Genomic DNA, 13,936 nt, shown 5'->3' on the forward strand with positions numbered 1-13,936 from the left:
GGCTAGCCCTCTATTTTTTTGTCTATTAGTATGGATTTGATCTCGAGTAAAACACCTTGACTTTCCGATTTATTTTTGAGAATAAAATCGTTAAGTTTTCTCAGGTTCATGTCAACTTTGTCTTCTGTTGTCTCATCAAATTCACTATTATCGATAATGGTCATGATATCTATAGCATTGGTGTAAGAGTTCGTTAATGCAAAATCGATAAGTTCTGTAAGGTATTCAGAGGCATCATAACCTGATTGCCAAATGGCATTTAAAGCCAACCATTTTTTTTCGTCCGAAACATCGGCTTGAATATATTGAATCAAAGACTCTAAAGCACTTTTATCTTTTAGTCCAAACATCAATGACTCAACTTTGTTTTTGATCTTTTGAGAATCGGACTCTGCCCAAAGAGAAATCAATGTTGGAATGAGAGACACGTCTCCTTTAGACTCCATTTTGTCTAAAGCTTTTTGAACTAATACCTCTTCAGACGATAACAATCCACTTTTAATATCAGCAATTTCTTTAGCTCTTTTTGTGCTCATAAATTTTTTTTGCAAAAGTATAGGGAAACCTGAAATAGAACTACCTTTTTGGAGGTTTTAAGTCTTTTGGGTTGTGGTAGACCTTTCCATCTTTTTCATTTCTAGGACTGATGTCTTCAACACGTGCCCAATTCCCCTTTTTATATTGGAATCCATCATATTGTAAGGTGGGCTGATAAAAACTATAAACCCCTTCTAATTCTGGCTTGGATGGTTCTAAACGGTTGTAAATAATCTGTTTTAATTTTTCGTTGTATCTCAACATGAAGTAGGCTTCCTTACTATATTCGAAAATGACTCTTCTTTTATTCATTCGACTAGACTCGAAAACGGCTTTCCCAAACATAGGTTCACCTTTATTATTGAAATACAAACATTCCATTACTTTTTTGTTTGAGAACTTGTTATGTCCTTCCCAACCCAAAAGCACATACATAGTTTTTTTGTCCTTTTTAAAAGGAATGATACTATAATAAAGTGCCCCATACCAGTTGTCCTTTTTTAAACTCCGGTATTCCGGTCTGGAAATATCTTTGTGATGATCCGAAAGTTCAAACCATTTGGAAGACCCGTTTTCTGAAGATTTCATTTGAATGAAACAGAAATAATCATAGGTCCCATCACTTAGTGTAAGATTCCAGGTAATCATTCTAAAAGCGCCATCTGGTGAAAAAATATCACCCAGATAAGGGATGTTAGTTAGATGTTGATCAAAACTATTTTCCTGATCCAGAAAGAGCGCTATTTGTTTTCTTAGAGAATCGGAATAGGTATGTTTTAACCTATCGGTCTCAGATGAAACAGCCAGTTTACGATAAGCGATTACCAATGAATCATTATACTCTTGGGATACTCCTGGAAAATGAGACCCTAAAAATATAATGAGGTATAAAAATGTGTGTTTGATTTTGAACATTCTGTCTTAAAACGTTTCGATTCGAAATATGTTATCAGATGAATAAATCATGAACTATGAATATTAGATTTGCAAAGATATTGCCAAAGCTAGAACATGGAATTAAAAGATAGGATAAAAGCATTTTCGAATTTAGGACAGCAATTAAGATTGTGGTTAAGTGAAAGGTCAGAGGGAGTAGATAATCCATTAGATTCAGTATTGCGAAGAACATTTCATGCCAATGGTTGGTTTGATGAATCTCAGGTTTTAAGCTCTTTAAATGAAATTGTTGAGTGGTTGCAAGAAGATAAGCTTCAAGAGTGGACTGCAGATTATGACTTTGGTGCCGTAAAAAACGCAAAGAGGGTAGGTGTGATTATGGCCGGGAATATTCCTCTGGTTGGATATCATGATTATCTATCTGTGATCATAAGCGGGCATTTTCTTAAGGCTAAATTATCTAGTAAAGATACTGTGCTTATTCAGTTTTTACATGATGAATTGCTTAAGATAGCACCTGAATTATCTGAGATGGTAGATCTGGGGGGGGAGCGATTTACAGATATTGATGCGGTGATTGCTACGGGGAGCAATAATAGTTCGAGATACTTCGATTATTATTTTTCTAAAATTCCGCATATTATTAGAAAGAATAGAACATCGGTAGCTGTTTTATCAGGCAACGAAAGTGAAGTTGAACTAAAGCAGTTGGGAAATGATATCTTTAGATATTATGGGTTAGGCTGTAGAAACGTGACCAAAGTATATTTTCCAAAAGATTTTGATATCAATTGGTTTTATCAGGGTATTGTATCACATGGTAAAGTCATGGACAATCATAAGTATCAAAACAACTATGATTACCATAAAAGTTTGTTCTTGCTGAACCAGGAGAAAATGTGGGATAATAACTTTTTAATTTTAAAGAATGACTCAGGATTGACATCTCCTGTCGGTACATTGTTTTATGAAGAGTATGACGATTTAGGCCATGTAGAGGCTGATTTAAGTATGCTTGAAGAGCAAATTCAGTGTCGTGTTGGACTGGGAGGATTGGAATTGGGAAAAGCGCAAAAGCCCAAACTGACTGATTATTCGGACAATATTGATGTTTTAGAGTTTTTATTGGAGCTCTAATTGATAAATGATATTAGATATTTGGTTTTTTTAGGTATTGGCGTTAATTTGGCGCTCAAATTTGAAAAGACATCTATGCGAAAGATATCTAAGGGTTTATTGCTGTTTTTAGGGTTTTTGTTAGGGGTAACTTTAAACAGTAATGCACAAACTGCCATAATAGCAAGCCCTAATCCCGTACCTTTAAGTATATGTAATGGAGATACTATTTTCTTTGTTGCGGACAATTCTACAGGAACGTTAACTTCATTCCAATGGAATTTTAATGGAGCCGCTGCCGGACCGCAAACGGTTTTTGGACAGAATGTCACTTTTGTAGCGGGAAATGTTGGTTCTTACACCATGCAATTAGTTGTTAGTGACGGAATAGCTCTGGATACGTTAGATTTCAATATGGTGGTGAACGCATGTACACCTCCAACTATCAATATTAGTGGTACTCCGACCACCATTTGTGAAGGAACGCAAGTACAGTTTACAGATGCAACCACGCCAGGATCTCAACCTATTATTTCCAGACTGTGGTCATTCCCAGGTGGAACCCCAGCGACATCTAATGTGACTAATCCATCGGTGACTTATGCTGCGGCAGGCACCTATAATGTATTTTATGAGGTAACAGATGCGAATGGAACTTATAAAGATACTTTAGTGGCATATATTAATGTGGTAAGTTGTCCTCCACCTGTAGCAGATTTCATTGCCAATAAGGTGCAGATTTGCCCGGGAGATTGTATTAATTTCTTAGATCAAAGTCAAAATGTGGTTGTGGGACAGTCTACATGGAGTTGGTCTTTCCCTGGATCTGATTCTGCGGTTTCGGTTCAACAAAACCCAACTAATATTTGTTATCAAATCCCTGGAAAGTATACAGTTACACTTTCTGTGACCAATGCTTTTTCTGGCGATACTGAAGAAAAGATTAATTACATTACAGTAGATTCATGTTTGCCTCCGGAGTCTAAATATTCTGCAGAAAAATTGAAAATTTGCCAGGGAACATGTGTACAATTCTTTAATCAATCATTAAGAGCTGATACCGTGACATGGCATTTCTTTAATGCGGATCCATTGTATGAATGGAGTACTGAGGATGATCCTATTGTTTGTTATTCAGATACAGGGAAATTTGATATTCAAATGGTAACCAATAATCAATATGGTCCTCCAAGTATTTTATTGCATACTGAGGTTGTTGATGTAGAGGCTTTTCCTGAAGTTCAGGCACCAAATGATGAATCTGTTTTAATTGGGCAGTCTGTTCGCTTACAGGCGTATGGTACTGCACCTAGATTTAGATGGACTCCTAGTGATGGAACTATAGATTGCGAAACGTGTTCTCGTGTGAATGTATCTCCTTTGGAAAATACAAAATATTACGTCACAAATATTTCTGATAATGGTTGTGAAAGAACAGATTCAGTGAATGTAATTGTGGTGAAGAATTACTACCGAGGTGTACCGGATGCGTTTACTCCAAATGCAGATGAAGAGAATGATGTGTTATTGGTATACGGTAATGGAATCACGAAAATGGAATTTTATGTTTATGATCGTCATGGTAGACTTGTATTTGAGTCGAGAGATCAAAACGTTGGCTGGGATGGTACATACAAAGGCGAGCCTTTGCAAGCTGGTGTATATGCATACTTCGTAAAACTGACTTATGAAAGTGGGTTCCAGGAAATTTTAAAAGGTGATGTAACGTTGGTTAGATAGGGTCTATGAATAAATTAATATCGTTTTTAGCAATAATTATTTTTTCTGGGGTAGCACTGGGTCAATCTACGGAGCCTATAATGACTCAGTTCTACAATACACCGTTACAGGTTAATCCTGCCAATGCAGGATTGTTTGCCGGAAGAGCCAGAATCATATCAAATTTTAAGCGTCAATGGGAATCCATTGGACAACCTTTTCAGACTATTGCAGCCTCTGGTGATTTTCAATTGGCAAGAGATGTGACCGGTGGTGATTTCTTTGGAATGGGAATTGACATCAATCAGGATAAAGCGGGTATTTCTGAGTTGTCTAATCTTTCTGCAAACGTTTCTTTGAGTTTTACCAAAGCAATGGATGGCAGAAAAAGTCACTTTGCGTCTGTTGGATTTCAAGGTGGATATGGACAAAGAAGTATTTCTACATCAAATATTAACTGGGGAAGTCAATGGACAAATACAGGATTTGATCCAACAATTAAAACTCCGGATCAGGCACTGGATGAGTCTTCAAGTTATTTTGATTTGGCAGCAGGTGTGAATTATTTTTACTCAAGACCAGATGATGCTGTAAAAATGTATTTAGGTGTTGCGGCTTATCACTTAACACAACCAAAAATTTCATTTTTAGGAAATGATGATGAGGTAATAGAGCGAAAGTTCAACGTGAGTGGTGGGTTACGTTACCAATTTGGACGATCTGAGAACTTCTCCGTTTATCCTAATTTCTTATATGCTTGGCAAGGTCCGGTAAATGTGTTGATCTATGGTTCTGATTTGGAATATAGAATTAGTGATGGATCAAGATCTACGGGAACACGTAAGTATACCAGTTTTGCGGTTGGGGTATATCATAAATGGAAGCAAACTATTGCTCCAGTGGTTAAGCTTCATAAAGCCGGATTCTCATTGTATGTAACGTATGAGTTTGAAATTGGAAATATTACTCGTGTAACCAATGGTCAGGGTGGAATGGAAGTGGCTTTGAAATATCGTGTAGATTTTAGAAGTGGAAAGAATAAGAAGAACATTAATAACGCCTTCTTATAAATATATTTAGAAAAGTATTTTTTTTACCTCGTCAAATTTTTTGGCGGGGTTTTTTTATGCTTTGAAAATACCCCAATAGAGACTGTTTTACAGTTCTATTGGGAGTAAATATTATAAGTCTATATCGACAACGTTTTTAAAAAGGTCATCTAACGTTTCTCGTTTACGGATCAATTGTGCCTTGCCCTTATGAATAAGGACTTCGGCCGGTCTGTATCTCGAATTGTAGTTTGAAGCCATACTATAGCAATAAGCCCCAGCATTTTTAAACCCTAAAATATCACCTTCTTTAATCTCATTAATTCGTCTATTATATCCGAATGTGTCTGATTCACATATATAACCAACAACCGTGTAAATTCTAGGTTTCCCATTTGGATTTGAAACGTTGTAAATCTCATGATGTGCATTATAAAACATCGGACGAATCAAGTGATTAAAACCAGAGTCAACAGACGCAAAAATGGTGCTTGTCGTTTGTTTAATCAAATTGGTCTTTACGAAGAAATAACCCGATTCACTTACCATAAATTTTCCTGGTTCAAACATCAATGTAAGAGGTTTGCCATAGTTCTTTTCAAAAGCGTTAAAGCGTTCGCTCATGACTTGTCCAAACTCCGCTATATCCGTTTCATGATCATCCTCTTTATAGCGGATTTTAAACCCTGATCCAAAGTCAATGTATTTCAGATGATCGAATTTTTCTGCAACGTCAAATAAAATATCAGCGGCCTGTAGGAAGACATCTACATCTAAAATATCTGATCCTGTGTGCATATGGACACCTTCCACATTTATGTTTAGCGTATCTACAATTCTTTGTACTAAAGGGATTTGATGAATGGATATCCCAAACTTAGAATCAATATGTCCTACGGAGATATTGGCATTTCCGCCCGCCATCACATGAGGATTAAAGCGAATACAAATAGGAACATTAGGATGCTCGTGTCCAATATATTCCAGAGTATGAATATTATCTACATTGATTTTTGCCCCAAGTTCAATGGCTTTTTCCAGTTCTTTATGAGACACTCCACTTGGTGTAAATACGATATTTTTTGGTTTGAATCCCGCAGCTAATCCAAGCTGGAGTTCTTGAATAGATACCGTATCAAGATTAGAACCTAACTTTTTGAATAACTTGAGAATGTTTGGATTAGATAAAGCCTTTACCGCATAGTTGATGGTTAAGGATTTAACCGAAAAACTATCTTTAAAAAAATTGAACTTGTTTATGATCGTATCTGCATCATAAACATATAATGGAGTACCATACTCTTCGCAAAGAGATTCTACCGAAACGCCTTGGATTTCGGTCGCATTTTTTTGTAACATAATCCTATTAATCTAAAAGTTGATAATGATAGGATCAGTAGAGGCTGAATCCAAATAAGCGTATTCGTCTAGATCTTGCCCATTTGTTGTTTAATCATCTTAATTTGGTCTGTAAGCATCTTTTTGGTATCATCTTTCTTAGCTTGTGCTAACCAATTAAGAGCTTCCCGTTTTCGTCTTTTTGCTCCGGCAATAGCAGCTAGGTTAAGCTTGGCCATAGCCTTATCATGATCCATATATAATCCTGTGTTAAGTGCCTTTTTGAAAAATCCTTCTGATTTACTCATTTGGTTTCGTTGAATAAGAATCATGCCTCTCATCAAGTAGTAATAAGCTTCTTGTCCACTTACCATTAATTCTGGTTTTTTAATCAGGTCAAGTCTTTTTTCCGCTTTATCGAAGTTTCCTCTTCTTACAGCTAAAAACACCATAAGCATTACTTCGTTAAACCAGATGGTAATAATGGAAAGAATCATCAGAAGTAATACGAATATTCCATTACCTATTTCTCCATCCCAAAACTGATAAATGGATAAACCAAGTAATGCTACTGATAAAATAATTCTTGTTATATACGAAAACCACATAATCTAACGACTCATTTTTACGGACGCCAAAATTATAATTCTGTTGAAACTGTAAACTATGTTAATCTCTTTTTATTTTTATGAATAGCAGAGCTTTGATAATTATATTTGGCCAATATGAGGTTAGGAGTTCTCGGTCTACTATTGATATTATTCCATTTTACGCAAGCTCAGGAAAGCAAAGTGGTTGTAAAAGGGCAGGTGTATGGTGTAAATCAGACTACTGATCTTTTAACACTTTTTGTAGTTAGCCAGGAATATCAAACAGGAAATTTCGGTAATCCGGATGGAACTTACGAGATTAAAATAAATCGAAACGATACGATATTAATTGGATCGATAGGGTATTTTACTTCTAAGGTTTGTGTGAAGGATAGTACGCTAAAGGACACTATTTATGTGGATGTGCAGTTAAAACAGTTACAGTATTATTTGCAAGAGGTAACCGTTTTGGCCCCAAGAGAGATGCGCAGGATATATGAGGATATTGAAAAACTAGGTTACGATCCTAAAGATGATCGTTTAAGTGGTTTTGTGGACCCTTTATCTAGCCCGATTACCGCGTTGTACGAAATGTATAGTCGTCATGCGCGTCAGGAACGATTAGCTAAAAAGTTGATTAATGATGCCAAACGAAGAGACCTCTTAAAAGAGTTGTTGGCTAAATATGTGGATTATAACATTATTGATTTAGATGATGATCAGTTTGATGATTTCATCGAATATTTAGATGTAACGGATGAGTTTTTAAAGAGTTCTTCACAATATGATTTTATCATCTTCGTAAAAAAGAAGTACCAATATTATATGCGTCAGCATAAATACGATGGTTGGGAATCCTACTAGGTTACTCTACAACGAAAGAGTTTTTGTAAATCTTAAAGTAAATGAAATTTAAGATAGGAATGCTTAAGAAGTAAATCAACCCGATATTAAATGAAGTAAATAACCCTACAATTATTGCTTGAAGAAGATAAACGATAAACGATAGGAAAATACCAAATACCAAATCCAAAGAAGATTCAAAAGCCGGATCTGCAGCCAGTTTTGTCGTAAGTGTTCTAACCAACTTAAATGCAAGGAAATTATTGATATACATGAACAATCCGAAAGGGAAAAACAAGACTTTAACCCATTTAGGTGTATCTGAAACCTGACGAGGTGGAAGTTCGGTTTCATTAACGATGGCGTCTAATAATTTTTGATTGCTATCAAAACTAGCTTCTAAATCATGTGTGCCACTGGCATTACTAACCCATTCTTTAGATACCTGATGATATTTTAGACCTCTTGGCATATCAATTGTCAGCGGGCGCATTCTTTTATCCAGCTCAGCCAATAATTCAATATATCCTTTATTGTTATTTTCCAAATATGATTTGTAAAAAGGTTTTACCCTAAATGGTTCTCCATATTTGACAAACAAATCTGATCTGAACCTTCTATGTGCGCTATAATTAATTCCTATGGGAACAATCTTAAGATCGGTATCCGGATTTTTATCTAATACACTAAATGCAATTCTGGCAATTCCTTTCTGAACTGGACGGATAGCTCTTCTGAGGTTATGATTTCCTTCTGGAAATATCGTTAACGGATGTTCGCCTTCAATAATTACATCGACACATTTATCAATAATCTTTTTGTTTCTTTTTACCGTATGCATGCCATCACGCTCTCTGTAAATAGGCATCATATAGATAAAGCCGAAGAATTTGGCTCCAATTTTAGACTGAAATACTTTGGCTTGAGTCAAAAAATAAGAGAAGCGATTTTGGGTCATCACTACAGCAAGAGCATCCATAAATGCGTTTTGATGCGTAGGGGCAAAGATGATAGAACCCGACTCTTCAAATTTCGGATGTTTAACGCTTTTAAAGTTTCTATAAAAAAATGAAAGACCGAGTCTCACATAGATTCTCAAAATAATATAAAAGGCTTTCTGCATAATTGGCGGCAAATTTAGGTAGATTTAGTGGTTAAATCGGTTAAAGAAATAAGAAATTGTACTTCCGGATAAAATATGCCAAATCCCCCACCAGGCAGCTAATAGAGCCATGCCTCCGTTACCATTAAAGATGGAAAAAATTAAAACTAAAGACAATCCTGAATTTTGAATTCCCGTCTCAATAGTAATGGTTCGGGTATCTTTATTTGGCACTCCGGCTATTTTCCCAGAGGAATAGCCTACGAGGAATGATAGACCATTATGAATAAAAACCAACACCAGAATATGTTGGTAATATGCGGTAAAAACATCTACGTTTTTAGAAAAAGCTACAACCATAAAAACAATTAGAATCAGGAAAGATACCTGTCTGACCGGCTTTGAAATTTTTTGTGTTAAATCTGGCCATCTCGCTGCAAAAAATAATCCGGCAGCTAATGGCAGAATAAGAATCGAAACAACTGTTTTAACCATTGACCAGAATTCTACGGTAATTACTTTACCTGGACCATCTCCTAAATACAAACCACTGTAAAATTCAAAATTTAGTGGGGTCATAAAAACAGAAGCTACAGTAGCGATTGCAGTTAAACTCACAGATAGCGCCACGTTACCTTTAGATTGTTGCGAAAAGAAGTTAGATACATTACCTCCGGGTGACGCTGCAACCAGAATCATACCCATGGCAAGTTCAGGAAGTGGTTTGACTACTAAAATAAGTAGATACGTGAATAAAGGGAGAAGTACAAATTGACTGGTTGCACCCACCAGAACAGATTTAGGATTTCGTGTAATCTCTACAAATTCATTTCGGTTAATACCTAAAGCTACGCCAAACATGATAAATGAAATGGCCAGATTTAGGATCATTAAACTGTCCTGACTGAAATCAATATGTAGGTCCGAAAATTCCTTACTCATTAATTAAAATGTTTGTGTGCATAGATAATAAAAGTAATTGTGATTAATGGGTGTAAGTTGATACTTATGGGGATAAAAAAAATCCTGAACTGTTAGCCAATTCAGGATTCTAAGATTTTTTGCAAAAGGATTATTTATGCATACAACCTTTTTTATTCAATAACAATTCGTTTGATTCCGGATTCATTTCATCCACATGAATAGCATCTACCGGACAAACTGTAGCACATTGAGGCTCATCATGGAAACCTTTACACTCGGTACATTTATCGGCAACGATGTAAAAGAACTCATCGCTTTCAGCTTCTCTCTTTTTATCTGCGTCTACTTCTCTTCCGTCCCATAAATTTACAGTACCGGTAAGATCCGTACCGTCAGCATAAGACCATTCTTCGTCTGGTTCGTAAATAGCGTGATTTGGGCATTCTGAGACACAAGCGTCACAGTTGATACAGTCATCATTTATTACTAGCATAAAGTATAAATTTTATTCCCTGCGGGATGTTTTTTCTTAATTCTCTCACATGCAAATTTAATGACATAAATGAAATGATCAGAGAAATTCAGAATTTGTATTCAATCTAAATGCAAATTAAGGAGAAATTAGGGGTGTTAATTTAGGTCTAAAATGAGTGTTAGAAGCGCTAAGATACCGTGACGATTTACAGAATTTTTCTGAGAAAAAAAATGAAAGAAATTTTTATAGTGTATTAAATTAAAATATGACCAATATTTGACTCTATATTGACGAAGAGAACTAATATTGTGTCGCAGTGTTTGAAATGTCAAAGATTTATTGAAAACACAGTGAAAATGCATTCTTATTCAAGTGCAATTCAAGACAGAATTAATGGAAAAAACCAAAATAAAAGAATTAGAAAAAGTTGTCGTAAAATTCGTTGGAGATTCAGGGGATGGTATGCAATTGACTGGGACTCAGTTTGCAGGTACGTCAGCTTTTTTAGGTAACGACATTGCAACTTTTCCGGATTACCCGGCTGAGATTCGTGCACCTCAGGGAACTGTGGCAGGAGTTTCGGGATTCCAGGTACATATTGGTAAATCTCATATTCATACGCCAGGAGATAAGTCAGATGTTTTGGTAGCGATGAACGCGGCTGCTCTAAGGGCTAATTTGTATTCGGTACCTTCAGGTAATACCATCATTATTGATACCGATAATTTCAAAAGAAAGGATTGGGAAAAAGCAGGGTATGATTCAGATCCGTTAGAGAGTGAAGAATTAAAGAAATTCAATGTTGTAAAAGCGCCAATTACTTCTTTAACAAGAAAAGCTTTAGAAGGAATCGGTCTGGATAATAAAAGTATCACACGAAGCAAAAACATGTTTGCTTTAGGGGTCGTATACTGGTTATTTAGCCGCCCAATGGATTATACCGAACGTTTTCTTAAAGGAAAATTCGGTAAAAAAGAAATGATTTTAGAAGGGAATATGAAGGCTTTAAAAGCTGGATATTACTTTGCTGAAACGATTGAGGCTTTACCATCAGCGTACACGGTTTTACCTTCCGATATGGAAAAAGGAAGGTATAAGAGTGTGATGGGGAATGAAGCTACGGCCTGGGGTTTTCTTGCGGCTGCAGAGAAATCTGATAAGAATTTATTTTTAGGATCGTATCCGATTACCCCGGCTACAGATATTTTACAAGAAGTAGCAAAACATAAGCACTTTGGTGCAAAGGCATTTCAGGCGGAAGATGAGATTGCAGGAATTGCAGCAGCAATAGGTGCTGCTTTTGCTGGAGATTTTGCCATAACAACTACATCAGGTCCAGGATTGGCACTAAAAGGTGAGGCTATTGGTTTAGCTGTAATGACAGAGTTACCAATTGTGATTGTTGATGTTCAACGAGGAGGTCCTTCAACTGGTTTGCCAACAAAAACCGAGCAGTCTGATTTGTTACAGGCTCTATATGGAAGAAATGGAGAAAGCCCGGTCGTGGTGGTGGCTGCCAAGTCACCAAGTGATTGTTTTGATATGGCTTATAATGCATCTAAGATTGCGATGGAACACGTAACTCCGGTAATCTTATTAACTGATGGATATGTAGCGAATGGTTCGCAACCGTGGAAAATCAAGAAAATGGCTGATTTGGATGATATCGTTCCATATACCATTAACAGTTCAGATAATGCTGAAACATGGGAGCCATATATCAGAGATGAAAATACATTAGCCAGAAAATGGGTGGTTCCCGGAACTGAAGGTTTTGAACATAGAATCGGAGGTTTGGAAAAAGATGAAACCACGGGAAATGTTTCTTATGCTCCTGAAAACCATGAGAAAATGGTAAAAGTAAGAGAGGAGAAAGTCGCACGTGTGGCTAATTATATTCCGGATCTTAAAGTGGAAGGAAATCAAGAAGGTGATTTACTTATCGTAGGTTGGGGAGGTACATTTGGTGCTTTACTTACTGCAGGTGAAGAAGTGGAAGCGAATGGAAGAATAGGATTGGCGCACTTCAATTATATCAAACCATTACCCAAAAACACAGCTGAAGTTTTTTCCAGATTCAAGAAGATTGTGGTATGTGAGTTGAATAATGGCCAGTTTGTTAAATATTTGAGAGCGGAATTACCGCAATTCGATTATTTGCAATACAACAAGATTCAGGGATTACCATTTAGCACCTCTGAATTGATTGATAGATTTACTGAAATTTTAAAGGAAGACTAATCATGAGCGAAAATCCTAAAGTAGAATATAGAGCAAAAGATTTTGCGAGTGATCAGGAAGTAAGATGGTGTCCTGGATGTGGTGATTATGCTATTTTGAAATCCGTTCAAAAAGCGATGCCGGAACTTGGTATTGACAAAAAGGATATCGTTTTTGTTTCTGGAATTGGATGTTCTTCCAGATTCCCATATTATATGGATACTTATGGTTTCCATTCTATTCATGGTCGTGCACCGGCTATTGCGAGTGGTGTGAAAATGGCTAATCCAAATTTAAGTGTTTGGCAAATCACTGGTGATGGAGATGCTTTAGCGATTGGTGGAAATCATTTTATTCATGCACTGAGAAGAAACATCGATATTAATATTTTGTTGTTTAACAACAGAATATATGGATTAACAAAAGGGCAGTTTTCTCCAACAACGAGTTTGGGACATAAAACCAAAACATCGCCACAGGGAAGTATTGATAATCCGTTTAATCCTGGTGAATTGGCTTTGGGTGCGGGCGCACAGTTTTTTGCAAGAATTGAAGATATTAATCCTAAAGGAATGGTAGATATTTTTATTGAAGCTGAAAAGCACAAGGGGACGTCTTTGATTGAAATCTTACAGAATTGTGTGATTTTCAATGATAAAGTCTTCAAAGAATGGACTGCAAAAGAAGTAAAGACCGAAGCATTCCTGAGAGTAGAACATGGAAAGCCAATGATTTTTGGAAAAGAACGAAACAAAGGAATTATCCAAAATGGCTTTAAATTGGAAGTTGTTGAGATTGGCAAGGATGGAATTACTGAAGATGATTTGGTAGTTCATGATGCACATGAGGAGGATATTACATTACACATGATGTTGGTCAACTTAAGAATGCCTATGGTAACTGGAGTGATTCGTTCCGTAAAAAGAGATACCTTTAATGAAAGATTGTCTCAACAATTGGAAGAAATTAAAGCAACCACGAAGTTCAAGACCGTTGATGATTTATTAGAAAGCGGTGAGACTTGGGAGATTTAAATATCTAAACAATATAAAATGAATTAAAACCACTGGAGGAAACTTCGGTGGTTTTTTGTTTGGAAAGGATTCTGTTATCTTCGTTACGCTTA

The 13,936-nt window shown here is 36.3% G+C and carries 13 protein-coding genes; 6 read left to right on the forward strand and 7 right to left on the reverse strand.

Annotated elements, in window-relative coordinates; all coding sequences use genetic code 11:
- Positions 1-2: 2 nt before the first annotated feature.
- Both KFE94_13335 and KFE94_13340 read right to left on the reverse strand, forming a co-directional pair.
- The gene (locus KFE94_13335) at positions 3-536 is read right to left on the reverse strand and encodes a hypothetical protein (GenBank protein ID UTW65626.1); all 534 of its coding nucleotides are present in this window, start codon (positions 534-536) and stop codon (positions 3-5) included.
- Between the two features lie 40 nt (positions 537-576).
- A complete protein-coding gene (locus KFE94_13340) occupies positions 577-1,452 on the reverse strand; it encodes a hypothetical protein (GenBank protein ID UTW65627.1) in 876 nt (291 codons plus the stop codon).
- A 96-nt stretch (positions 1,453-1,548) separates the two neighbouring features.
- Here KFE94_13340 and KFE94_13345 point away from each other — a divergent pair, with 96 nt between their 5' ends.
- The 3 genes from KFE94_13345 to KFE94_13355 all read left to right on the forward strand — a co-directional run bounded on the left by KFE94_13345 (position 1,549) and on the right by KFE94_13355 (position 5,339).
- A complete protein-coding gene (locus KFE94_13345) occupies positions 1,549-2,571 on the forward strand; it encodes an acyl-CoA reductase (protein UTW65628.1) in 1,023 nt (340 codons plus the stop codon).
- A 75-nt stretch (positions 2,572-2,646) separates the two neighbouring features.
- A complete protein-coding gene (locus KFE94_13350; protein ID UTW65629.1) occupies positions 2,647-4,290 on the forward strand; it encodes a PKD domain-containing protein in 1,644 nt (547 codons plus the stop codon).
- Positions 4,291-4,295: 5 nt separating this feature from the next.
- Positions 4,296-5,339: a PorP/SprF family type IX secretion system membrane protein gene (locus KFE94_13355; protein UTW65630.1), complete on the forward strand. Its 1,044-nt coding sequence runs from the start codon at positions 4,296-4,298 to the stop codon at positions 5,337-5,339.
- A 111-nt stretch (positions 5,340-5,450) separates the two neighbouring features.
- On the opposite strand, the gene lysA is transcribed toward KFE94_13355, so the two are convergent.
- Positions 5,451-6,677 (reverse strand): diaminopimelate decarboxylase, encoded by a 1,227-nt coding sequence (gene lysA, locus KFE94_13360; GenBank protein ID UTW65631.1) that lies wholly within the window; start codon positions 6,675-6,677, stop codon positions 5,451-5,453.
- A gap of 68 nt (positions 6,678-6,745) precedes the next feature.
- The gene (locus KFE94_13365) at positions 6,746-7,264 is read right to left on the reverse strand and encodes a DUF2892 domain-containing protein (GenBank protein UTW65632.1); all 519 of its coding nucleotides are present in this window, start codon (positions 7,262-7,264) and stop codon (positions 6,746-6,748) included.
- A 117-nt stretch (positions 7,265-7,381) separates the two neighbouring features.
- Here KFE94_13365 and KFE94_13370 point away from each other — a divergent pair, with 117 nt between their 5' ends.
- Positions 7,382-8,110, forward strand: coding sequence for a hypothetical protein (locus KFE94_13370; protein ID UTW65633.1), 729 nt, complete (start codon positions 7,382-7,384; stop codon positions 8,108-8,110).
- Position 8,111: 1 nt separating this feature from the next.
- On the opposite strand, the gene KFE94_13375 is transcribed toward KFE94_13370, so the two are convergent.
- From KFE94_13375 to KFE94_13385, 3 genes are all read right to left on the reverse strand, one after another.
- Complete coding sequence (locus tag KFE94_13375; protein ID UTW65634.1) at positions 8,112-9,212, reverse strand: 1-acyl-sn-glycerol-3-phosphate acyltransferase; 1,101 nt, start codon at positions 9,210-9,212, stop codon at positions 8,112-8,114.
- A gap of 24 nt (positions 9,213-9,236) precedes the next feature.
- On the reverse strand, positions 9,237-10,082 hold the full coding sequence (locus KFE94_13380; GenBank protein ID UTW68282.1) for a bile acid:sodium symporter family protein: 846 nt from the start codon (positions 10,080-10,082) through the stop codon (positions 9,237-9,239).
- Between the two features lie 181 nt (positions 10,083-10,263).
- Positions 10,264-10,608: a 4Fe-4S binding protein gene (locus KFE94_13385; GenBank protein ID UTW65635.1), complete on the reverse strand. Its 345-nt coding sequence runs from the start codon at positions 10,606-10,608 to the stop codon at positions 10,264-10,266.
- Positions 10,609-10,983: 375 nt separating this feature from the next.
- Between KFE94_13385 and KFE94_13390 the strand changes: the two genes are divergently transcribed.
- Together KFE94_13390 and KFE94_13395 are read left to right on the forward strand one after the other, a co-directional pair.
- The gene (locus tag KFE94_13390) at positions 10,984-12,831 is read left to right on the forward strand and encodes a 2-oxoacid:acceptor oxidoreductase subunit alpha (GenBank protein UTW65636.1); all 1,848 of its coding nucleotides are present in this window, start codon (positions 10,984-10,986) and stop codon (positions 12,829-12,831) included.
- 2 nt (positions 12,832-12,833) lie between these two features.
- Entirely contained in the window at positions 12,834-13,844 is a 1,011-nt protein-coding gene (locus KFE94_13395; protein UTW65637.1) for a 2-oxoacid:ferredoxin oxidoreductase subunit beta, read from the forward strand.
- The last annotated feature ends 92 nt before the right edge of the window (positions 13,845-13,936 follow it).

It is taken from the genome of bacterium SCSIO 12643 (assembly GCA_024398135.1).
Classification (GTDB): domain Bacteria; phylum Bacteroidota; class Bacteroidia; order Flavobacteriales_G; family Salibacteraceae; genus CAJXZP01.